At 66.5% G+C, this 22393-nt stretch carries 21 protein-coding genes; 16 read left to right on the top strand and 5 right to left on the bottom strand.

What is annotated here, in order from left to right; translation table 11 throughout:
- Positions 1 to 77 precede the first annotated feature (77 nt).
- From ACQCSV_RS06280 to ACQCSV_RS06230, 11 genes are all read left to right on the top strand, one after another.
- Positions 78 to 539: a DUF4383 domain-containing protein gene (locus tag ACQCSV_RS06280; RefSeq protein ID WP_426939351.1), complete on the top strand. Its 462-nt coding sequence runs from the start codon at positions 78 to 80 to the stop codon at positions 537 to 539.
- Between the two features lie 196 nt (positions 540 to 735).
- On the top strand, positions 736 to 1572 hold the full coding sequence (locus tag ACQCSV_RS06275; protein WP_426939350.1) for an HNH endonuclease: 837 nt from the start codon (positions 736 to 738) through the stop codon (positions 1570 to 1572).
- A gap of 166 nt (positions 1573 to 1738) precedes the next feature.
- Entirely contained in the window at positions 1739 to 3172 is a 1434-nt protein-coding gene (locus tag ACQCSV_RS06270; protein ID WP_426939349.1) for a flotillin family protein, read from the top strand.
- The gene (locus ACQCSV_RS06265) at positions 3165 to 3413 is read left to right on the top strand and encodes a hypothetical protein (RefSeq protein ID WP_354153991.1); all 249 of its coding nucleotides are present in this window, start codon (positions 3165 to 3167) and stop codon (positions 3411 to 3413) included. The genes ACQCSV_RS06270 and ACQCSV_RS06265 overlap by 8 nt, the downstream gene beginning before the upstream one ends.
- Positions 3414 to 3501: 88 nt before the next feature.
- Positions 3502 to 4656 carry a glycosyltransferase family 4 protein gene (locus ACQCSV_RS06260; protein WP_426939348.1) on the top strand — a complete coding sequence of 385 codons (1155 nt, stop codon included), beginning with the start codon at positions 3502 to 3504 and terminating at the stop codon, positions 4654 to 4656.
- On the top strand, positions 4653 to 6107 hold the full coding sequence (locus ACQCSV_RS06255; protein WP_426939347.1) for a UDP-glucose dehydrogenase family protein: 1455 nt from the start codon (positions 4653 to 4655) through the stop codon (positions 6105 to 6107). Before ACQCSV_RS06260 ends, ACQCSV_RS06255 begins: the two co-directional genes overlap by 4 nt.
- Positions 6025 to 6942 (top strand): diguanylate cyclase domain-containing protein, encoded by a 918-nt coding sequence (locus tag ACQCSV_RS06250; RefSeq protein WP_426939346.1) that lies wholly within the window; start codon positions 6025 to 6027, stop codon positions 6940 to 6942. The genes ACQCSV_RS06255 and ACQCSV_RS06250 overlap by 83 nt, the downstream gene beginning before the upstream one ends.
- A gap of 11 nt (positions 6943 to 6953) precedes the next feature.
- Positions 6954 to 7856, top strand: a complete 903-nt coding sequence (locus ACQCSV_RS06245) for a putative bifunctional diguanylate cyclase/phosphodiesterase (protein ID WP_426939345.1) — start codon at positions 6954 to 6956, stop codon at positions 7854 to 7856.
- Positions 7857 to 7901: 45 nt separating this feature from the next.
- Positions 7902 to 9227, top strand: coding sequence for an MBL fold metallo-hydrolase (locus ACQCSV_RS06240; protein ID WP_426939344.1), 1326 nt, complete (start codon positions 7902 to 7904; stop codon positions 9225 to 9227).
- Between the two features lie 101 nt (positions 9228 to 9328).
- Positions 9329 to 12820 (top strand): response regulator, encoded by a 3492-nt coding sequence (locus ACQCSV_RS06235; protein WP_354166552.1) that lies wholly within the window; start codon positions 9329 to 9331, stop codon positions 12818 to 12820.
- The gene (locus ACQCSV_RS06230) at positions 12820 to 13728 is read left to right on the top strand and encodes a diguanylate cyclase (protein ID WP_354153995.1); all 909 of its coding nucleotides are present in this window, start codon (positions 12820 to 12822) and stop codon (positions 13726 to 13728) included. The genes ACQCSV_RS06235 and ACQCSV_RS06230 overlap by 1 nt, the downstream gene beginning before the upstream one ends.
- 6 nt (positions 13729 to 13734) lie before the next feature.
- Here ACQCSV_RS06230 and ACQCSV_RS06225 read toward each other — a convergent pair whose 3' ends face one another.
- Complete coding sequence (locus ACQCSV_RS06225) at positions 13735 to 14343, bottom strand: hypothetical protein (RefSeq protein WP_354224447.1); 609 nt, start codon at positions 14341 to 14343, stop codon at positions 13735 to 13737.
- A gap of 24 nt (positions 14344 to 14367) precedes the next feature.
- Between ACQCSV_RS06225 and ACQCSV_RS06220 the strand changes: the two genes are divergently transcribed.
- A complete protein-coding gene (locus ACQCSV_RS06220; RefSeq protein ID WP_354153997.1) occupies positions 14368 to 14919 on the top strand; it encodes a dihydrofolate reductase family protein in 552 nt (183 codons plus the stop codon).
- Positions 14920 to 14934: 15 nt separating this feature from the next.
- On the opposite strand, the gene ACQCSV_RS06215 is transcribed toward ACQCSV_RS06220, so the two are convergent.
- Entirely contained in the window at positions 14935 to 16347 is a 1413-nt protein-coding gene (locus ACQCSV_RS06215) for a PLP-dependent aminotransferase family protein (RefSeq protein WP_354153998.1), read from the bottom strand.
- Here ACQCSV_RS06215 and ACQCSV_RS06210 point away from each other — a divergent pair.
- Positions 16346 to 17338 (top strand): DMT family transporter, encoded by a 993-nt coding sequence (locus ACQCSV_RS06210; protein ID WP_354153999.1) that lies wholly within the window; start codon positions 16346 to 16348, stop codon positions 17336 to 17338. The two genes, ACQCSV_RS06215 and ACQCSV_RS06210, sit on opposite strands and share 2 nt — an antisense overlap.
- A 4-nt stretch (positions 17339 to 17342) precedes the next feature.
- On the top strand, positions 17343 to 17960 hold the full coding sequence (locus ACQCSV_RS06205; protein WP_354154000.1) for an FMN-binding negative transcriptional regulator: 618 nt from the start codon (positions 17343 to 17345) through the stop codon (positions 17958 to 17960).
- A gap of 9 nt (positions 17961 to 17969) precedes the next feature.
- Here ACQCSV_RS06205 and ACQCSV_RS06200 read toward each other — a convergent pair whose 3' ends face one another.
- The gene (locus tag ACQCSV_RS06200; protein ID WP_426939343.1) at positions 17970 to 18788 is read right to left on the bottom strand and encodes an SDR family NAD(P)-dependent oxidoreductase; all 819 of its coding nucleotides are present in this window, start codon (positions 18786 to 18788) and stop codon (positions 17970 to 17972) included.
- 139 nt (positions 18789 to 18927) lie between these two features.
- Between ACQCSV_RS06200 and ACQCSV_RS06195 the strand changes: the two genes are divergently transcribed.
- Positions 18928 to 19308, top strand: coding sequence for a TfoX/Sxy family protein (locus ACQCSV_RS06195; protein ID WP_354154002.1), 381 nt, complete (start codon positions 18928 to 18930; stop codon positions 19306 to 19308).
- A gap of 92 nt (positions 19309 to 19400) precedes the next feature.
- Here ACQCSV_RS06195 and ACQCSV_RS06190 read toward each other — a convergent pair whose 3' ends face one another.
- Together ACQCSV_RS06190 and ACQCSV_RS06185 are read right to left on the bottom strand one after the other, a co-directional pair.
- A complete protein-coding gene (locus tag ACQCSV_RS06190; RefSeq protein WP_354154003.1) occupies positions 19401 to 20804 on the bottom strand; it encodes a GntP family permease in 1404 nt (467 codons plus the stop codon).
- Positions 20805 to 20855: 51 nt separating this feature from the next.
- On the bottom strand, positions 20856 to 21401 hold the full coding sequence (locus ACQCSV_RS06185) for a gluconokinase (protein WP_426939342.1): 546 nt from the start codon (positions 21399 to 21401) through the stop codon (positions 20856 to 20858).
- Positions 21402 to 21589: 188 nt separating this feature from the next.
- Between ACQCSV_RS06185 and ACQCSV_RS06180 the strand changes: the two genes are divergently transcribed.
- Positions 21590 to 22324 carry a FadR/GntR family transcriptional regulator gene (locus ACQCSV_RS06180; protein WP_193340323.1) on the top strand — a complete coding sequence of 245 codons (735 nt, stop codon included), beginning with the start codon at positions 21590 to 21592 and terminating at the stop codon, positions 22322 to 22324.
- Positions 22325 to 22393 lie beyond the last annotated feature (69 nt).

The raw sequence follows: 22393 nt of genomic DNA, 5'->3' as shown, positions 1-22393 counted from the left end.
CCGGGCGTGATCCGGCGCTTTTTTCACAGGACCGCCGTAAAATTGGAATGTCCGCAATCACGGTTGGAGGCAGAAAAATGACTACCGCATCCCCACATGCACACGGAGTTCATTTTGGGCGCGCAGACGTCCAGAACGCCGGCATGGGAGCAGGTATTGTCTTGTTGTTGGTGGGTGTCCTGGGATTTATCCCCGGCGTCACCACTCAGTACAGCGAATTGATGTTCCTGGGACCTGGTTCCCATGCAATGTTCCTTGGCCTGTTCCAGGTGTCCATGCTGCTCAACATCGTGCAGTTGGCAATTGGTGCCACGGGCTGGGCGATGGCCCGGACCGAACATGGCGCACGGAACTTCCTCATCGGGGCAGGCGCACTGTACATCGTCCTCGCCATTTTCGGTCTCAGTGTCGGTGTGGGTTCGGCGGCCAATTTCCTGTCGCTCAACATGGCTGACAACTGGACCCACTTGGTGCTGGGCGCAGTGATGGTTGCTGCTGGCTGGCTGTTCTCACGGAACATGTCCGGCGAGAGGAAATAGCCCGGAAATGACAGGCCGGGATACAGGAGCCGCGAATGAGAAATGATCCATAAGTTCTGAATTTTCGTCCTACTGCCGGTGCAGTTGCCGCGTTCCGCGAACGGCTGCACCGGCTTCTTTGTGCGCTTCTTAGCGGCCGCAAGTGGCTGTCCGCGCCAAAGGCGCCACAGGCCATGGGGCCTGCAACAATGGCCACATGAGCGACATCATCCTAGGCTGGGACCCGGCCGGGCGGAACCGCTGGAACTACGCGGCCGTTATCGAACAAGCCGCCGCGACAGGGCTGCACCTTGAGCCCTGGAGCGTGGGCCGAAGCGCAGCCGCCGGCACCGGCGTGTGGCTGGTCCTGATGGGAGCCCACGGCCCCGGTTTGATCGGCCATGGCGTTGTCCTGTCGGAGTTCGCGCCCACCCCGGATCAGCCTGAATGCACCGTGCAGGTGGCGTTCGATGCGCTCCTGCCCCTAGGAGACCACGTGGCCGCCGCGGTCCTGATCGAAGCGGTGCCTGGCGTCGCGTGGGACAGCGCCGAAACCGAAAGCATGGCGCTCGGACCTGGCGATGCGGCGGCCATTCGCAGCGTTTGGGCCACACACGGGCCAACGCAAGGACAGGACCCCACCCAGCCTGTGCCCGGCACGTACCCGGAGACCGCCGTCGTGCGCGTCAGCGCCAACCGCTACGAGCACGACCCCGTGGCGCGGCGGGCCTGCATCGCGCACCGCGGCACCAACTGCGCGGCCTGCGGGTTCTCTTTCGAACTGGCGTACGGGGAGCTCGGCAAAGACTTCATCGACGTCCACCATGTGGTGCCGGCGTCCCAGCTTGGCATCGGCTACCTGCTGGACCCGCTCACGGACCTGGTTCCGCTGTGCGCCAACTGTCACGCCATGGCACACCACGGGGTGACCACGCCCCGCACGGAAGCGGAGCTGCGGCGCCTCATGGCCACCGCGGGATTCCTCCGCGGAACCACCGTTGACCCTGAGGAGATCGAGGCCCAGCGTGTTGCCCGTGAGATCCTCGGCAAATAATCAAACAGCCCGCGCTCTGGACTCCTGGGCGGGCGCGAACGAGACTGTCTACAACAGCTGGCCCCGCTGACCGGAATTACAGGCACGCAAACCGGCAGGCCAGGTCAGGTGCATTTGTTGGGGCTGTGCGGCGAGGCCTTTTCCGCACCCGCGAAAGGACCTCGTCATGCCGGATCTGTCAACATTCTTCCCGCTTCTTGCCGCGATGATCGGGGCAATACTGGTGGTCGGCTTTGTTTGGGGAGCCATCAAACTGATGTGGAAAGTGGCGGAGCCCAATGAGGCTCTGATCATCTCCGGCCTGACCCGTGGCACCCTGGAAACCCGGGCCGGAATGGACTTCAAGATTGTCACCGGAAAGGGCGCCCTGGTATTTCCTGGCCTGCAGACGGTCCGCGCTCTGTCCCTGACGCTGAACGAAACGGAGCTTAAGGTTTCCTGTGTGACCTCGCAGGGCATCCAAGTGATTGTGGAAGGCGTGGTAATTTACAAAATCGGTGACACCCCGCCGTTTATCGCAAATGCGGCCAGGCGTTTCCTGGGCCAGCAGCCCAAAATGGAAAGCCAGGTCTACAACGTCTTTGAGGGCCACCTGCGGTCCATCATCGGAAGCATGACCATGGAAGAGATCATCCGCGAACGGGACAAGCTGGGGTCCCAGGTCCGCAGCGCCAGCGGGGTGGAAATGGAGAAGCTGGGGCTGGTGGTGGATTCGCTGCAGATCAAGGACCTGCAGGACCCCACGGGGTACATCCAGAACATCGCCAAGCCCCACATCGCCCAGGTCAAAATGGAGGCCAGGATCGCGGAGGCCACGCGGAACCGTGAGGCCGCCGAGAAGGAGGCCGAGGCGGCTGCGATGATCGCGGACGCACAGAGTGTTTCGGCCATCCGACAGTCGGTGGCGCAGGCAAACGCCGAGCGGGCCAAAGCCGAGGCCGCCCAGGCCGGACCGCTGGCGGATGCGACCGCGCGGCAGCATGTGGTCGTCCAGGAAACGGAAGTGGCCAAACTTGAGGCGGACCGGGAGGAGCAGAAGCTCCAGACCACGGTCCGGAAGCCCGCCGATGCCAAGGCGTACGCCAAGCGCACCGACGCGGAAGGCCAGAAGGCGGCCGACATCAGCGCCGCCGAAGCACTGGCCCGCCGCACTGAACTTGAGGCCCAGGCCAACGCCCGCCGGACGGAACTGACTGCGCAGGCGAACGCCACCGCTGCTGCGGCCGCGGCCGGAGCCACGAAGGTCACCGGCGAGGCCGAAGCCGCTGCCACCAGGGCCCGTGGTGACGCCGCGGCCTCCGCCATCAAAGCCAAGGCCCTGGCCGAGGCAGACGGCATCAAGGCGCGGGCCGAAGCACTCGGCACCAACCAGGATGCCGTCATTTCGCAGCAGCTGGCCGAAAACATGCCAGCCATCATCGCCGCAGCGGCCGAGCCTTTCTCCCACGTGGGCCAGATGACCGTGCTGAACGGCGGCGAGGGCGTCAACAAGATGCTGGGCGGCATCCTGGCCCAGGTGGGCGACTACCTTCCTGCCTTGTCCTCGGCGCTGAAGAACAACCGGGAAGGTAAGCGCCCCGGGAAAGCCCCCGATGCATAAAAACGTTGACCGGAGCCTGACCGGCAAGATCGGCCGCGTGACGGGTCGCATTGGGCCCGGAACGCTCGGCGAGGTGATGCTGCCTTACCTGGGCGGCACCAACGCGTTCCATGCCCACCCATTCGACAAGACGAGCGTCTTCGCAGTGGGTGACGAAGTCCTGGTCATTTACTTCGAGCCGCCGCAGACGGTCTATGTGGACGAGCTCCCGGACATGCTGCGGCACGGCGAAGGCGGCTGACCTCGAGGGCTGATCTGTTAACCCAACCTTTCCCTCCACTCAACCCGCGTGACCCCGCCCCGTCAGGCGCCGCGCCCACCGTAGAGGGGTGAGGATCGCAATTGTTGCCGAGTCATTCCTGCCGCTGATAAACGGGGTGACCCACTCCATCCTGAGGGTGCTTGAACACCTGGAGGACCAGGGCCACGAAGTCCTGGTCCTCGCCCCTTCCACCCATGCGGTCGCCGAGTTCGCGGGACCCGCCGAGGTGGTTCACGGCGCAACGGTACACCGGGTTCCTGCCGTTCCGCTGGCCGGCTACACCAACATGCGAGTGGCGATGGGCGGTGTGTACCGGGTCAAGCGAATCCTTGCCGACTACGCACCCGACGTTGTCCACCTCGCATCGCCGTTCATCCTCGGGTGGCGTGCAGTGCAGGCCGCGCATCAGTTGGGGATCCCCACCATAGCCATCTACCAGACCGAGGTTCCCAGCTACGCCGCCCGGTATGGTGTGCCGTTCCTGGAGAACTGGGCGTGGAACCGGGTGGAAAACATTCACCTGCTGGCAACCCGGACCCTGGTGCCGTCCACTTTCGCGCTGAACCAGTTGCGCGGCCGCGGGATTCCGCGGGTTGGCATGTGGCGGCGCGGTGTGGATACCGCGCGGTTTTCCCCGGAAAAGCGCGACGCCGGGTGGCGGGCAACGGTTGCCCCCGGCGGTGAGCGGATCATCGGCTACGTGGGCCGGCTGGCTGTCGAAAAACAGGTGGAGGACCTCGCCGCGCTCGCCAACGTCCCGAATTCCAGGCTGGTGATTGTGGGCGACGGACCCGAGAAGTCCGCGCTGCAGGAAGCCCTGCCGGACGCGGTGTTCACGGGGTTTCTCGGCGGTGAGGAGCTGGCGAAGGCGGTGGCGTCCTTCGACCTTTTTGTCCATCCCGGCGAGTTCGAGACGTTCTGCCAGACCATCCAGGAGGCAATGGCATCGGGGGTACCGGTGGTGGCCACCGGGCGCGGCGGGCCCCTGGACCTGGTGGAAAACTCCCGCACGGGCTGGCTGTACCGTCCCGGCGACCTGGCCGGTTTCCGGGCCCGGGTGATGGACCTGATGGGCGACGACGCCAAGCGCCGCGCGTTCGCCGCGGCAGCGCACGCCTCGGTCCAGGCACGGACGTGGCCGGTGCTGTGCGCCCAGCTTGAGGAGCAATACCGCGAGGTACTGGCTGTGTCCTCTATCTCCGGAAATGGAGTGTCCCTGTGAAAATATCGGTGATCGGCTGCGGCTACCTCGGCGCAGTGCACGCCGCCACGCTCGCGTCCATGGGCCACACCGTGGTGGGCATCGACGTGGACGCCGCCAAAGTGGACCAGCTGGGGCGCGGCCTGGCACCCTTCTTCGAACCTGGCCTGGACGAACTGCTCCGTGACGGACGCAGCACCGGCCGCCTCACGTTCTCCACCGACGTCGCCCCTGCCGCCGGCGCCCAGGTCCACTTCCTGTGCGTCGGGACACCGCAGTCCAAAACGTCCGACGGCGCCGACCTCACCTTTCTCGTCGCCGCCACCGAGGCGCTGCTCCCGCACCTGGCGAGGGGCGCCGTCGTCGTCGGTAAATCAACGGTGCCCGTGGGCACGGTGGACATGCTCCAGGGCGTCCTCGCAGGGCGGCCGGACGTGCAGCTGGGCTGGAATCCGGAGTTCCTGCGCCAAGGCACCGCAGTGAAGGACTCGCTGGTGCCGGACCGGCTGGTCTACGGCGTGGCGGGCGGACGCACCGCGGCGTTCAACCCCAGGACGGGGGCGCCGCGCGCGGTGACGGCTGCGCTGGATGCCGTGTATGAGCCGCTGCTGAACGCCGGCATTCCGCGACTGGTGTGCAACTTTGCCACCGCGGAGCTGATCAAGTCGGCCGCCAACGCCTTCCTGGCCACCAAGGTCAGCTTCATCAACGCCATCGCCGAACTGTGCGACGCGGCCGGCGCGGACGTGGCCGAACTCAGCGAGGCCATGGGCATGGACCCGAGGATCGGCAACCGCTACATGCATGCCGGGCTGGGCTTCGGCGGCGGGTGCCTGCCCAAAGACATCCGCAGCCTCCGCAGCCAGGCCGCCGCGCTGGGCGTGGACCCGGTCAACGACTGGATGGGCGTGGTGGATGCCGTCAACGTCCGCCAGCGGACCCGGACGGTGTCGCTTGCCGCGGAGCTGTGCGACGGCGGGCTCTCCGGACGCGCCGTTACCATCCTGGGCGCCTCCTTCAAACCGGAGACCGATGACATCCGTGACTCCCCCGCCCTGGACGTCGCGGCCCGGCTGGCAGCCGCCGGCGCGCACGTCACGGTGACCGATCCGAAGGCCGTCAACCACGCGTGGCTGCGGTATCCGCAACTGCGGTTCGAAGCTTCCGCAACGCGGGCCTTGGAAGGTGCGGAGCTGGTGCTGCTCCTCACGGAGTGGGACGAGTACCGGCACCTCGACCCTGCCGCCGCGGGCGCTTTGGTACGACGCCGGGTGGTCCTGGATGCGCGAAACGTACTGGACGTTGTGGCTTGGCAGGCGGAAGGCTGGGTGGTCCGCGGCCTCGGCACCAACGCCGGCGCTTCCGTCGTAGCCGGGCCCGTTGGCCGAGATGGCAGGCGCACTCCTGGACAACGGCGGATCCCAGGTTTTGCTGGTCTCAGTCCGGAGCACGGAACACCGCAAAGGAGCTGACGCCAACCTTCGCGAGGCCATGTCGCTGCTGACGGCCACGCTCGAATCCACGGCGGACGGCATCCTAGTGATCAGCGCCGACGGCCGTGTTGCCGGGTTCAATGACCAGTTCCTGAAAATGTGGACCATTCCGCCCGAGTTACTCGAGGGCGACAGTGATGAACCGATCATGCGCCTGATCATCTCGCAGGTGGCGAATCCGGAGGCGTTTATGGCCCGGCTCGGAGAGGTTGCGGAGAACCCGGGGGCCGAAAGCCATGATGTGCTGGACTTCAGGGACGGCCGGACCTTGGAACGGTATTCGCGCCCGCAACGGGTGGGCGAGAGGATCGCGGGCCGGGTGTGGAGCTTCAGGGATGTCACACCGCGCAGGCTGGCGCAGGAGCAGGCCGAGCAGGCCATGACTGATTTGGCGGCCCAGGCGGAACAGCTGCGGGCCCTGGCTTTCCAGGATCCGCTCACCGGGCTGGCCAACCGGGCGGTGTTCAACCAGTCCCTCACGGAGGCCCTCACCGAACCACGTTTCAAGACCGTAGATGTCCTGCTTATCGACCTGGACGATTTCAAAGAAGTCAACGACATCCTGGGCCATCAGGCAGGCGATGAGTTGCTGGTGGAAGTGGCACGCCGGCTCCGCGGCTGCATCCCCACCGCGGACGTGGTGGCCCGCCTCGGCGGCGACGAGTTTGTGGTGCTGCTGACGGCCTGCCCCGACGCCGACGCCATAGCGGCGTGCATCGTCCGCTGCCTGCACGTCCCCATAACCATTAACGGCACGGTGCTGCGCGGCCGAGCCTCAGCCTGGGGCTCGCCTCGATCGGCAAGGAAGCGATAGTCGCCTCCGAATTGCTTCGTGAAGCGGATATCGCCATGTACGCGGCCAAGGCAGCCGGTAAGAACCGTTTCCGGCGCTTCCATCCGGAGATGATGACTGCCCTGGTGCAGCGCACGGTGATGGAAGCAGCACTCCAGCTCGCGGTTACGCGCGGTGAGATCTCGGTGGCATTCCAGCCGATTGTCTCTCCGCGGAGCGGGCTCGCCGTCCAGTTCGAGGCCCTGGCACGGTGGGACCACGACGGCGAGCGCATCCCGCCGTCGGACTTTATCCCGATGGCGGAGCGGAGCGGCCTGATCGGCGAAATCGGCAACGAAGTCATGGGGCTCAGCCTGGTGCAGCTGGCGCCGTGGCTGCGTGCAGATCCGTCGCGGTCCCTCGCGGTGAATGTGTCCGGCATGCAGCTGCAGGAACCGAATTTTGCCGACGGCGTCCTCCGCCTGGCAGCGGCCTGTGGCGTGGGCGCGAATCAGCTGGTCCTGGAAGTCACCGAGAGCGTGTTTTTCGACCCTGACTGCGGCCTGATCCGGCAACTCGGCAGCCTGCGCGGGGCCGGCGTCCGGGTGGCCCTGGATGACTTCGGTACGGGCTATTCGTCGCTGGGCCGGCTGCAGGACCTGCCGGTGGACACCGTGAAAATCGACCGCACGTTTGTGTCCATGGTGCGGACGGGACAGGAACGGCTGCCAATCCTCAGCTCCATGATCAACATGGCGCACAGCCTGGGCCTGACCGTCACCGCCGAAGGCGTCGAAACGGCCGTGCAGGCAGACTACCTCACCGCGCTGGATTGCGACTCGTTGCAGGGATACCTTTTCTCGCGGCCGGAGTCCGGCCTTCGGCTGGAGCTGGCCTGGCGGCAGGCGGAAGACGCCCTGGCCGCCTTGGCGCCGCGGCGGCCAAATACCGGCTGACCGGCTGACCGCGCCAACATCGGGCTGCGCGAGGACAATGAACCTATGGACGTTGTTGTCATCGAAACGAGGCCGCTCGGGGACCGCAGCTACGTGGTCCACGACGGCGAGGTGGCGCTGGTCATCGATCCGCAGCGGGACACGGACCGGGTAGAAGCCGCCGCGGCGGAAGCCGGCGTCCGCATCACCCATGTTGCCGAAACGCACCTGCACAACGACTACCTCACAGGCGGGCTCATCCTCGCCCGCGCGCACGGCGCCGAGTATCTCGTCAGCGCACAGGACGACGTCGGGTTTGAGCACACACCAATAGCCGACGGCGGCACGGTCCAGGTAGGCCGGCTCACCGTGAAGGCGGTGGCCACACCCGGCCACACCCACCACCACCTCAGCTATGTGGTCAGCGACGGCGAGCAGCAAGCCGTGTTCTCGGGCGGCAGCCTGCTGTACGGGTCGGTGGGCCGGACTGATCTGGTCAGCGGCGAGGACACCGAAGTCCTCACCCGTGCCCAGTACTCCTCGGTCCGCCGCCTGGCCGCCGAGGCCAAGCCCGACGCTGCCCTGTATCCCACGCACGGGTTCGGTTCGTTCTGTTCGTCCGGGCCGGCGTCGAGCGTCCACGCCTCCACCATTGCCGAACAGCAGGAGGCCAACCACGCCCTCACGGACGCCGATGAGGACCACTTTGTGCAGGAGCTCATCAACAACCTGACCGCCTACCCGTCCTACTACGCGCACATGGCGCCGGCGAACCGGCAGGGTCCGGGGCCCGCGGACCTCACCGTGCCGGAGTCCGTGGATCCGGCGGAGCTCAGCCGCCGGCTCGCGGACGGCGAATGGGTGGTGGACCTGCGCCACCGGGTGGCCTTTGCCAGCAGCCACCTGCGGGGCTCGGTGAGTTTCGAATACGGCCGCGGCTCCAGCTTCACCGCCTACCTGGGCTGGGTCCTGCCGTGGAACCAGCAGCTCACTCTGGTGGGGTCAGAGGAGGACGTCGAAAAGGCCATCCGGGACCTCTCACGCATCGGCATCGACTCCCCCGGTGCCGCCCTCGGAACGGACCCGTCGGCACTCGCGCCGGGCACCGCCGTCGTGCATTATGCGCGTGTGGACTGGGCCGAAATGCTACACGGGCGCAGTGCCGGGGACGTGGTGCTGGATGTGCGCCGGACGGAGGAGTACGACGCCGGCCACCTCTCCGGGGCGGTGAACATCCCGCTGCATGAGCTTCTGGCGCGGATGGCCGAGATTCCGGCGGGCACCGTGTGGGTGCACTGCGAGTCGGGATACCGCTCGGGGGTGGCAGCCAGCCTGCTGCAGCGCGCCGGGCGGGACGTAGTTCACGTGGACGCGAAGTACCGTCGTTCTTGACTTGTGAGGGATATCATAAGGATGCGTCTCTGCCCAGGTCTCGGGCGGGCCCGGGTCTCAAGCTTTGCGGGTGACGGACGCACCTATGGGGAGGTATCCGCGTGTCTCAGACAGGTCTCCTGGAGAAACGTTCCGCCATCAGCAGGAGCACGGCCAGGCTGGGTTGGCTGATCGTGCTTGGTGCTGTGGTGCTGGGCGTTCTTGGACTGTATTTTGCCGCCAACAGCGGCACGTCCATGGCCGTGGTGGCGGGTGATTTCGCCATTCTTTTGGCCGCCATGCTGGCAGGGCGCAGTTGCGCCCGGGCTGCACGTCTTGGCGGGGTGAACGCCCGGGCCTGGACCCTGATGTCAGTGGCCGCCTACATTTGGGCGGGCGGGCAGGCGGTTTGGACCTACTTCGGGCTCGCCAACGACCATGTGTACCCGTTCCCCTCCCTGGCCGATGCCCTGTTCCTCGCGTATTCGGTGCCGGCCGCCGTCGCGCTCCTCAGCTTCAAGCGCCCCGGCGGCACCACCCGCGTGGGACTGGTCCGGACGGTGCTGGACGCCGCGGTGATCGCCGGTTCAGTCCTGGTGGTCAGCTGGTACACGGCGCTGGGCCCGGCGTTCAGCGCCGAAGGCGACCTCCTGACCCGGCTCACGTCCATGGGCTACCCCGTGGTGGATGTGGTCATCACGTCCCTGGTGCTTGTCCTGGGGATGCGACGGCAGCCTGGCGAGCGGCTGCCGTGGCTGTGTTTCGGCGGCGGCCTGCTGGTGCTCACCATCACGGACAGCACCTATGTGAAGCTGACGTTCGACGGCGTCACGGGCGTCACGGGATCGCCCCTCGCCCTGGGCTGGATTGGCGCCTTCCTCCTGATTGCGCTGGCACCGCTGCTCCCCTATGCGGAGAACCCCCGGCCGGACCGCAGGGCGTTTGCGCTGGGCCTTGAACTGCTGCCCTATGCGCCGATCCTGGTAGCCGTCATGATGATCGCCCAGCCTTACGTCAGCGAGATGAGCGCTTTCCTGCTGACGGTGGCCCGGTTGACAGTGGCACTCATCCTGGTCCGCCAGGTCCTGATCATCATCGAGAACCTCACCCTCACCACAGGCCTGGAGCAGGAAGTGGCGGCCAGGACGGCGGAGCTGGAGGGGCTAGGCGCGATCGTCAACTCCTCCTCGGACGCTATCCTTAGCACGACTCCGGACGGCGTCATCACCAGCTGGAACCCTGGAGCACAGCATCAGTACGGCTACACGGCTGAGGAAGCGATCGGCCGCGACGCGCGGTTCCTGCTGGCGCCGGGCAGTATCGCCGCTGCCGCCGAGGTGTTCGACGAGCTCCGCGCCAGTGGCAAAGCCATGAGTTTCGAGATGGAGCACCTGACGAAGGACGGCGCCGCCATTTCCGTATCGATGACCGTCTCCCCTATCCGGGACGAGACCGGCAGGCTCAGCGGGTTGGCCACCATCGCCAGGGACATTACCCTGCGCCGCGCCGCCGAGCAGGAGCTGAAGGCGGCGCGGGAAGCAGCCTTGGAATCCAGCAGGCTCAAGTCCGAGTTCCTGGCCACCATGAGCCACGAGATCCGCACCCCCATGAATGGCGTGGTGGGGCTGACCGCACTGCTGCTGGAAACGCCGCTGGACCAGACGCAAAAGCAGTACGCACAGGGCGTCAAGGGCGCCGGTGAGGCGCTGCTGTCCCTCATCAACGACATCCTGGACTTCTCCAAACTGGAAGCCGGCAAGGTTGACCTGGATATCCGCGCGTTCGATCCCCGCGTCCTGGTGGAGGAAGTGGCGGGCCTGCTGACCGAGCCCGCGCAGGCCAAGAACCTGGAGCTGATCGCCTACTGCGAACCGGACGTTCCGGCCAGGCTGCACGGTGATTCCGGCCGGATCCGCCAGATCCTGCTGAATCTCGCGTCCAACGCCGTGAAGTTCACGGCGGCCGGGGAAGTTTCCATCCGCGTGACCACCGAGACGCCGGACGCAAAGCCCGGGTCCACCGCCATGCTCTCCTTCGAGGTCCGCGATACCGGCATCGGCATCGACCCCGCGCACCACGCGCGGCTGTTCGAATCTTTCTCCCAGGCGGATGCTTCCACCACCCGGCGCTACGGTGGCACCGGCCTGGGCCTGGCCATCTGCAGCCGGCTCACTGAGGCCATGGACGGCGAGATCGGCCTGGACAGCGCTCCGGGCGAGGGCAGCACATTCTGGTTCCGCATCCCCGTGCCTGTGGCCCCACCGTCCATGGATCCTGTGCCGGCCGCCGGTTTCCTCACCGGGCTGCGTGTCCTGGTGGTGGACGACAACGCCACCAACCGCCTGGTGCTGGAGTCCCAGCTGCGCGGCTGGAAGCTGCAGCCGGAGGCGGTGCCGGATGCCCGCGCCGCACTGGCCCGCGCCCACGAAGCCGCAGCAGACGGAGTGCCTTTCCACCTGGCCGTGCTGGACCTCTGCATGCCTGATACCGATGGCCTGGAGCTGGCCCGCGAGCTCAAGGCCGACGCCGCACTGGCGGACATCGAACTGATCATGCTCACGTCCACCATGCAGGTCAACGCCGCCGAGATCGCCGGCGCCGGAGTCCGCGAATGGCTCATGAAACCGGTCCGCAGCTCCGAGTTCTACAACCGGTTGGTCCGGCTGATGTCCACGAGTGAACACCACGCCCCGGCGTTTTCCGCGGTTGGCCGGTCTTCCGATGCTGACTTGTCGTCTGAGTCGTTCGCCGGCTCCTCCGCTGGGCTGTCCCTTGGGGGGAGGCCCCTTGAGCCGTCACGGGGCCGCATCCTGGTGGTGGAGGACAACGAGGTGAACCAGCTGGTGGCCCGGGCCACGGTGACCAAGTTCGGCTACGCCGTGGACGTGGTTGCCGATGGAGCAGAGGCCGTAGCCGCCACCGCCAGCACCCGCTACGCCGCCGTTCTGATGGACTGCCATATGCCGGTGATGGACGGGTTCGAGGCTACACGCGTCATCAGGCGTCGCGACGGGGCCAGCCATCTTCCCATCATTGCGATGACCGCCGGCGCCCTGGACGGGGACCGGGAACGCTGCCTCGCCGCCGGCATGGACGACTACCTCTCCAAGCCGGTGGACGCCGCCGCACTTGAAGCGGCCCTCACCCGATGGGTCCCCGAACAGGGGACGCTCTCTTCGCCGGAAAAGGTGGAGGCTACTCGGCCGGACGACGCTCGCCAGCTTGAGGCACCTGGGCTGTTGGCCGTCACCGGTGGAGGTGCCCCGGCACTGGACGCGGACCGGCTCGCCATGCTGCGCGGCCTCGGCCCGGAGGACGGCCTGGGCTTGCTGCCCGCCACGACGGCGGCGTTCCGGAAGGACGTTCCCGCGCGGCTTGCGGCGCTGCATGAAGCCGTGACCAACGGCGGCGGCCCGGCTTTGGCCCAGGTGGCCCATGCCCTAAAGGGTGCGGCGGCCAACATCGGCGCCACCGCCGTCGCAAGCCTGTGCGGCAAGCTGGAGGACATGGGCCGCAACGGAAAGCTCGACGGCGGCCCGCAACTGGTCAGCCGGCTGGAAGTTGAGCTTATGCGCGTGGACTTTGAACTCAATCTGGCGCTGGAGGTGGCGTAGTGAAAGTCCTGGTGGCAGATGACGATCCGGGCTCACTCCTGGTGGCCCGCGCCGCCGTCGAACGCTCCGGGCATGACTGCCTGACGGCGGCGGACGGTGACGAGGCGTGGGCCCTGTACCTGGAACACCAGCCCGATGTCGTGGTCACGGACTGGATGATGCCGGGGATGGACGGGCTGGCGTTGTGCCGGGCCATCCGGGCGCGCGAGGCTGACCTGTACACGTATATTGTGCTGCTGACTTCGCAGGGATCCAGGGACGACGTGCTCGCCGGGCTTGAGGCCGGGGCGGATGACTACGTCACCAAACCGCTGGACCCGTTTGTCCTGCATGCCCGGCTGCTGGTAGCGCTGCGGGTGACCACCCTCCACGCGGACCTGGCGCACTACCGGAAGGCGCTGTCGCAGCAGGCGCGGACCGATCCGCTGACGGGCCTGCACAACCGGCTCAAGCTTTCCGAGGACCTCAAGCAGTTGCACGCGCGCAGCCAGCGGTACGAGGAGGGATACTGCGTTGCCATGTGCGATGTGGACCATTTCAAGAGCTACAACGACATCTACGGGCACCAGGCGGGCGATCTCGCGCTGCGGGCCGTGGCGGAGGCGCTGGTGGGCGCGGCGCGCAAGAGCGACGGCGTGTACCGGTACGGCGGCGAGGAATTCCTGCTTGTCCTGCCGAACCAGTCACAGCTGGGCGCCAAGACCTTTGTGGAGCGGGCACTGGAAAGCGTGCGCGAACTGGAGATTGCCCACTCCGGGGACCCGCTGGGGCAGCTGACGCTCAGCGCCGGGATTTCCGCGTTCACCGCCGAGCACCGGGCCGACGCCGACACCCTCCTGGGCGAAGCGGACGCGGCACTTTATGCTGCCAAGGCGGCCGGCCGGAACCGGGTGGAGCTGGCGCTGTAGTAGCGGCTACGCCGCTTTTTTGCGCTGCGTGGTTTGAGCCGGCTGCTTCTTGCCGGGCTGCTGCTGGGTGACCGGGCGGTGCTGCGCCGGCTGTTTAGGGGCGGATTGCTTAGGGGCTTCAGGCTCGGCGGACTGCGTCATGTCAACCGCGGCGTACATGCGGTTGCGGCGCCAGCGGCGGACCAGGTCCACGGCGGCCAGGACGCCTGCCAGCGGCGTCAGGACAGCCGCAGCGTAGACGAACAGCATCCAGGTCAGGGTGGCCATGGGCGGCTGGTTGTTGTTCAGCAGCGAGAGCCCGCCGAACATGGCAATCATCCAGAACAGCAACACGGCTGTCAGCACCGCGGCCGCCGGGAAGTACTGGTTGCGTAGGATTTTCTTCAGGGTTTCCATGCATTTCCTCCTGCCTGGCCGGGTGCGGCGAGAGGCCGCATATTCACCAGTATGGGGCTGCAGGCCCGTGGATTCGCGCAACACGCAGGCAGTGGTGACGAACATAACTGCGGCCAGGTTGGGGCCGGTGATCCAGCCCCTCGTGATCCAGGTTTCGACAGGCTCAAGCAGCGGCTGGGGCTTCCCTACTAACGGGCCAGCCAATACTGTGGATGCCATCTGCCCCTGACCTTGGAGGACCTTATGCGCAAAGTCACGTCCGGCCTGTTCCACTCCGTTGACGGCGTGGTGTCAGACCCCTTCCGATGGCAGTTCGACAGCTTCGACGACGACCTCGGCAAGGGCTTGACCGGCATGATGGAACGCGTGGACACCGTGGTGCTGGGCCGGGTGAGTTACCAGGAGTGGGCCGGCTACTGGCCAACAGCATCCGTGGACAATGACTTCGCCGGCTTCATCAACCCGGTGGAGAAGTTTGTGGCCTCCCGGACCCTTACGGAGCCGCTCGAGTGGCAGAACTCGCACCTGATCGAGGGACCGCTGGAGGAATTCGTGGCCAGCCTGAAAGCGCGCGACGGCGGCGAGATCGCCGTGACCGGCAGCATTTCGGTGGTGCGCCAGTTGCTGTTCGCCGGGCTGCTGGATGAGCTGACCCTGATGACCCACCCTGTGGTGGCCGGCAGCGGCAGGAAGCTGTTCGAAGACGGGGACCCCGTGACGCGGCTCGGCCTGAAGGACCAGTACCGGACCACGAAGGGCAACGTCATCAGCACCTACGGCCTGCTGGGCGAATAAGAACACACTCGGTCGTCAGTCCCCGTTCCGCTCCATGGCTGCGCCGATGATCCTGGCGCCGTCTGGAAAGGCGCCCGGGTTCGATCCCGAGTAGTTGAGCCGGATATATGCGCCGGCAGGTTCGGCCGGGAACCACTCGTTGCCGCCGGCGATGATCACCCCGGCGGTTTCACAGTCGCGGGTCAACCGTTCGAGGTCGGTCCCGTCGGGCAGCCTGGCCCACAGGTTCAGGCCGCCCTTGGGCACCTGCTCGATGTGCGCCTGCGGGGCGTGCTGGCGCAGGCTGGTGACCAGCAGGTTGCGGCGTGACTCGAGCTGGTGGCGAAGGCTGCGAAGGTGCGTCTGCCACCCGGGCTGCGTCACGACGTCGAGCGCTGCCGCCTGGAGCAGCCCGCTGACGTACATCGATTCGGCCGCCCGGTCCGCCAGGATGCGCTCCCGCGCCGGACCGCGGGCGATGACCGCGGCGACGCGGATGGACGGTGACACACTTTTGGTCAGCGAGCGCAAGTAGACCACGTGGCCGGAGTCGTCGCGGGAGGCGACGGGCACGGGGTTGGAGGAGATGCCGAAGTCGTGCGCCCAGTCGTCCTCCACTAGGAACGCCCCCTTCGCGCGCACCACGTCCAGGACCTGTTCGCGCCGTTCAGCTGACCACTGCGCGCCGGTGGGGTTGGCGTAGTTGGGCTGCGCGTAGAAGAGCCGCGCGCCGGACTCCTCAAAGGCACGGGCCAGCTCGGCCGGGTCGGGTCCGTCCGGTCCGCTGGGCACCGGGACAATGCGCACGCCGCCCTGCGCTGCGGCCAGGATGGCACCCCAGTAGGACGGCGATTCCATCAGCAGCGGCTGCCCGCGGCCGGCGAGCGCGCTGAAGATGGAGCTCAGCCCGCTTTGGCTTCCGGGGAGTACGACGACGTCACTCGGGTTCGGCGGGGTGGTCCCGGCCGGCGTGGAGGCACCGAGTTCGTGCGCGAACCACGACTGCAGTTCCGGCATGCCGGCTGCGGGCGGACGGGACAAGGCGGCGTCGCCGCGGGCTGCCCGGGCAAGGGCGGCCCGCACCAGCCGCTCGGGAAGGAGTTCGCGGTCAGGGTAGCCGGAATGGAAAGCGATGGCATCGTTGGCCACGTTGCGCATGGTGCTGGAAGCCGGGGGCGGCGGCGCCAGCGGGGAACGGAGGGCCGCCGTCTGCCAGCCGTAGTCGGACGGACGAGCACTCCGGAACGCACGCACGAAGGTCCCCACGCCGGGCCTGCTCTCGATCAGCCCCTGTGCCGTGAGCGTCTGCAGGGCCTTCTGCACCGTGACGGGACTGGCCTGGTACTCGGCCACCAGCGACCGCGTGGACGGCAGCTTCGCACCGGGCGCGGCCGAAGAAATCCATTTCTTCAAGTGCGCCACAATCCGGGAACTGCTATCGTTGTTCATGAGAGACAATAGTAGCGCTACTACGCTTTTATCGCCAGTGATACCGCCCCGCCAGCCCATCGGCCTCTGGTGGGGTCTCCTCGGAGTAGCGGCGTTCTCCTTCACGGTTCCGTTCACGAAGGTGGCCGTCGAGTCCCTGTCGCCGCTGTTTATCGGGTCAGGCCGTGCGGTGGTAGCTGCCATCCTCGCCGCCTTCGCGCTCGCCCTCACCCGGCAGCGGCTCCCCCGCGGCACGCAGTGGGCGCGCCTCGCCGTGGTGGCCGGCGGCATCGTCGTCGGGTTTCCCCTGCTCACGTCCTTTGCGCTCACGACCACGCCCGCCAGTCACGGCGCAGTGGTGATCGCTCTGTTGCCCGCCGCGACGGCCACCGTGGCTGTCCTGCGCGGACGCGAGCATCCCCCACTGGCGTTCTGGCCTATCACCGGCGTGGGCGGGTTGGCCGCAATAGCCTTCGGATCCCTGCAGTCCGGCGGGTTCGGGCAGCTGCACTGGGCCGATCTGCTGCTCCTCGGCGCGGTGGTGGCCGCGGCCATCGGCTACGCGGAGGGCGGCCTGCTGGCCCGCGAGCTGGGCGCCTGGCAGACCGTGTCCTGGGCGCTGGTGCTGGCGTCCCCGCTGATGGTTTTCCTGGTGGCGGTGTCCGTGGCCCAGGATCCGCCGTCGGGCACACCGGTCCAGTGGCTGGCCTTTGCCTACCTCGGTGTGGTGAGCATGTTCCTCGGCTTCTTCGCCTGGTACCGCGGCTTGGCTATTGGCCCCATGGCCCAGGTCAGCCAGATCCAGCTTGTCCAGCCCGTGCTGAGCATCTGCTGGGCGGGCCTCCTGCTCGGTGAGCCCCTGACATGGAGCACCATCGTGGGCGGCCTGGCCGTTATCCTCTGCGCGGGCGCCGCCGTCCGGGTCCGGATGAGGCCGGCCTCAACTCAACCGGCGCCCGCCCAGCCCGCCGTCCTCGACGCCACAAAATCCCTCCAGCCTGCAAAGGAGTAGACCCATGTACACGCCAGCCCATTTCGAAGCCGGCCCCGACGCCGTCCGGCCACTACTGACTCGGCCGGGCGCAGCAAACCTGATCACCATGACGTCAGGAGGCCTGTTGGCCACGCTGCTGCCGTTCCTTTACGACCCCGCGGTGGGCCAGCACGGCGCCCTGCAGACGCACGTCGCCAGGAACAACATCCAGTGGTCCGAGCCGGCGATCGGCGAATCACTCATGATCATTCAGGGCGCGGATGCTTATGTTTCGCCGTCCTGGTACGCGTCGAAAGCCGAGCACGGACGGGTTGTGCCCACGTGGAATTACTCCACAGCGCACGTGTACGGCACACTGGTTATCCACGACGACCCGGCCTGGCTCGCCGGCCAGGTCAGGCGGCTCACTGATGTCAACGAAGCGGGCCTTGAACACCCGTGGAGCGTGGACGATGCGCCGGAACGTTACATCTCCGGCCAGCTGCGCGCCATCGTAGGCATCGAACTGGTCATCACCAGAATCGAGGCGAAGACCAAGCTGAGCCAGAACCGGTCCGCGGCGGACGTCGACGGCGTGGTCGCAGGGCTCAACGCCCGCGGAGCATCAGAGAGTGCCGCCGACGTCGAACGCGCACGCTAAGGCCCCGGCTTAGCGTGCGACGAGCGCCTCGCTTGCCTCCCACAGACCCTGCGCCAGCTCGGCGTCGTACGCCTGTGCGTTAGCCTTCGCCAAGGCGCGCTTGGCGTAGTAGGCGCCGGAGATCCAGTCGGTGCCGGCGGTGCCGTTGATGAGCCAGAGCAGGGTGTCGGCACCCTGGTCCGGGGTGAGCATAAAGCGGTTGAGCAGCGTCTTGTAGGCGTGCCGCATGGGGCTGGTGGACGCTGCCGCGAAGTTGGTGCGGACTACGCCCGGGTGGAACGCCGCCGTCGTGATTCCCTGCTCGCCGAAGCGGCGGTGCAGCTCGGACGTGAAGAGGATGTTGGCGAGTTTGGCCGTGCCGTAGGCGCGGTTGGTGGAGTAACTGTGCTCCGATTTGAGGTCGAAGAGATCCATTTTGCCGAAGCCGTTGGCGGCGCTTGCGGTGTTGATGACCTTGGCATTGCTGGCGGTGAGGACGTCCATCAGCTCGGTGGTGAGCAGGAACGGCGCCAGGTGGTTGATCTGGAAGGTGGATTCGTTGCCGTCCACCGTGAGGTGGTGCTTGCCCATGATGCCTCCGGCGTTGTTGGCCAGGACATCGATCCGTTCATAGTCGTCTTTCAGCTGCGCGGCGAGGGTGCGGACCTGGCCCAGGTCGGCGAAGTCGCTGACGAAATAGTCGGCGTTGAGCTCCTTCGCGATGGCCTTGGTCTTCTCCTCGGAACGGCCGACGACGACCACCCGGTCGCCTGCCTGCGTCAGCGTCTTCGCGGCTGCCGCGCCGATGCCGTCGCTGGCGCCGGTGATCACAATGGTGCGTTGGGTCAAGGGATGTCCTTTGGTTGGGGTGGGAACCTGAGAAGTGGGTGCGGACTCCTGCCAGCCTAGCGGTAGGCAATTCTGTCGCCAGCGCCCTAACGGGCATAAGCTGCCCAAAGAATCACACCTCGACCCTGGGAGAATCACCATGGAGATGGCCAAAGCATCCGACGAAGCCAAGGAGCGGTTCCGCTCCGTAGTGCCGGACATACCTGAGGTGGTGGTCAAGCCGATGTTCGGCAACCTGGGCGCCTTCGTCAACGGCAACATGTTTGCCGGACTGTTCGGCTCCACCATCGGGGTGAAGCTCGCCGACGCCGACCGGCAGGAGCTCGAAAGCACCCAGCCGACAATCCCGTTCGGCCCGGCGGAGCGGCCCATGGGCGGCTACACCGGACTCCCGGAGATGTGGAACGCCGGCGGTGACGATGCACGGGCAAAGGCCTGGGTGGGGAAGGCCTTCGAATACGTCGCGGAGCTCCCGCCCAAAGCGCCGAAAGCGCCCAAGGCAGCCAAACCCCGCAAGTAGCGGCGCCCGGGAGTACGACGACGGCGGGGGGCCAGATTTTCCCTGGACGCCCCGCCGTCGTACTTCAGGCAGCCGTGGCTGGAGTCAGATCGCTAACCTGCCACGCCGGCGAGCAGGAAGATGACCGCCGCGATGGCGAAGCCCATAACACCGATCAGCGTTTCCATGACGGTCCAGGTCTTCAGCGTGGTTTTGACGTCCATGCCGAAGAAACGGCCCACCAGCCAGAAGCCGGAGTCGTTGACGTGGGAGACCACCACGGAGCCTGCCGCCACGGCGATGACCAGGGCGGCGACCTGCATGCCGTTTAGTCCCGCCAGCGCTACGGCCGGGGCGATAAGGCCCGCAGTGGTGGTCAGGGCCACGGTTGCCGAACCCTGGGCGATGCGCAGGATGGCGGCGATAAGGAACCCGGCCAGGATCAGCGGGATGCCCAGGCTGCCCAGGACATCTGCCAGCGCGGCACCGATGCCGGATGCACGGAGCACGCCGCCGAACATGCCACCGGCGCCGGTGATCAGGATGACGGAGCAGACCGGGCCCAGCGAGGATTCGAGCAGCTTCTCCAGGGCACCGGCCTCGGTGCCGCGGCGGGCGCCGAGCACAAACATGGCCACGAGCACGGCGATCAGCAGGGCCACCGGGGTTTCGCCGATGGTGCGCAGGACCTGGAACCACTGCTCCTTCTTGACGGCTGCGTCCAGGACGCCGGAGGACGCGAGGGTGTTCAGGCCGGTGTTGATGAAGATCAGGACGAGCGGCAGGAGCAGGAGGCCGATGATGGTGCGGAAACGCGGCGGGTTGGACTCGGCTTCGGCGCTGGCGTGGCCCAGGATTTCCGGTACCGGGAGGACCAGTTTTTTGCCGGTCCAGAGGCCGAACAGGTAGGCGGTGACATACCAGGTGGGGATGGCGGCGATGAGACCGGCAATCAGGACCAGGCCGATATTGGCATCAAAGAAGGCGGCAGCCGAGACCGGACCCGGGTGCGGCGGCAGGAAGATGTGCATCACGGAGAATGCACCGGCGGCCGGGAGTCCGTAGCGCAGCACTCCCCCGCCCAGGCGGTGGGCCACGGCAAACACCACGGGCAGCATAACTACCAGGCCGGCGTCGAAGAAGATGGGGAAGCCGAAGATCAGGGAGGCGAGGCCCAGGGCGAACGGTGCACGCTTTTCACCGAAGACACCGATCAGGTAGTCCGCCAGCACTTTGGCACCGCCGCTGGTTTCAACGATGCGGCCGAGCATTGCGCCCAGGCCAACGAGTAGGGCCACGGTGCCCAGGGTTGTGCCGAACCCGTTTATCAGCACCGGTACCACCTGGTTGGCAGGGATTCCGGTGGAAAATGCCGTCGCGAGGCTGACCGCGATCAGGGCGATCAGCGCGTGCATCCGCAGCTTGATGATCAGGAACAGCAGTACGACGATCGCTGCTGTTGCGATGAGCAGCAGCGGTCCTGCGCCCAGCGTCTGGGTCCATCCTTCGATGACCATGGTTCTCCTTTGAAACAGAATTTATTGGGGTTTGTGAAAATTTGGGCGGGCTCAGCAGTCGGTGAGTTCCGCCTGGGCGGGAAGCGTGAGGCCTGCCAGCGCGGCGGCGACGATCTTTTCCGGGGAGTTGGAGATGTCCAGGCGGAGGCTGCCGGCGGCAAGTTCCTGGTCGGTCAGAGGTTCCAGGGTGGCCAGCTGGCTGGGCAGGAGGGTGGTCGGCATGAAATGGCCTTCGCGGCCCTGCATACGCTGGCCGATCAGGTCGGCACCGCCGTCGAGGTGGATGAACAGGACCCGGCCCTGTGCTTCGGAGAGCAAGCGGCGATAGCTGAGCTTGAGCGCGGAGCAGGTGAGCACGGTGCTTTCCCCGGCAGCGGCATGGGCGCTCATCCAGTTCTGGATTTCCTGCAACCAGGGCCAGCGGTCCTCGTCCTGCAGGGGAATGCCCTGGGTCATCCTGTCGATGTTGGACTGGGGGTGGAACTCGTCCGCTTCGGCACAGGCCCAGCCAAGCTGCTGGGAAAGAGCTGCCGCAATGGTGGACTTGCCGGAACCGGCAACGCCCATCACCACCAGGTGCGTGGCTGGATACTGCATGTTTACCTCCGAAGACGCCGTTGGCTAAGTGAAGAACTCTCTAAGCGCACCTCACAGGGAACTGCGCCGGGAGATAAGGTATCACCATTTGGAACCATAGATACTATCTTTGAGTGTCACAAGTCATACCTTTGGCTTAATCTTCGGTATCCTGTGAGTGCGCTGCGGCGCATAGAGAGGCAGGAAACATGTCGACGGCGACAGTGGACCACGCGGATACCGCGGACGACGGCGGGGCTTCCCCCGCGATGCATGAACGCGTTCTGGAGTCGGTTGGCGTCGCCATCGCATCCGGAAGCCTCCCACCGGGAAGCCGGCTTACGCTTGAGGGCATCCAGCTGGAGTACGGGATTTCCCGCACTGTCGCGCGGGACACTATGAAAGTGCTCGAATCCATGAACCTGGTGTACTCACGGCGGCGGGTGGGCATCGTGGTGCAGGAGCGCGGGCTGTGGAATGTTTATGATCCCAAGCTGGTGAGGTGGCGCCTCGCCTCGGCCAACCGCGCCGAGCAGTACGGCAGCCTCACGGAGCTGCGCATCGCCGTCGAGCCGATTGCGGCTGCAGGTGCTGCCCGACGGGCGAGCGCGGCTGAACGGGCCAGGCTGGTTTTTCTGGCCGCAGAGCTGCGGCGGCTGGGCGAAGCCGGCGAACTCGAGGCGTTCCTGTCGGTGGACATCGAGTTCCACTGCCTGCTGCTCGAAAGCTGTGGCAACGAAATGTTCACCGCCTTGGAGGGCATGGTGGCCGAGGTGCTCACCAGCCGGACCAAACAGGGTCTCATGCCCTTCAAGCCGCGGAACGAAGCGTTGCAGGCCCACGAGGATGTTGCTGCAGCGGTGGCCCGCGGTGACGCTGTGGCGGCGGAGACCGCCGTCCACCACATCCTGGACGAGGTCCGGAATGCGATGGGACTGCACTGACTCTTCCGGGACGCCGCGTAAGTGAGTAGCCTGCACTTAGGGGCTCATGCAAAGGGTCCAAACATGCCG

The sequence above is a fragment of the Pseudarthrobacter sp. S3 genome, assembly GCF_050156905.1.
Taxonomy (GTDB): Bacteria; Actinomycetota; Actinomycetes; order Actinomycetales; family Micrococcaceae; genus Arthrobacter.
Note: the sequence above shows the minus strand (reverse complement) of the source record. Positions and strands in the feature narration are given on the sequence as shown.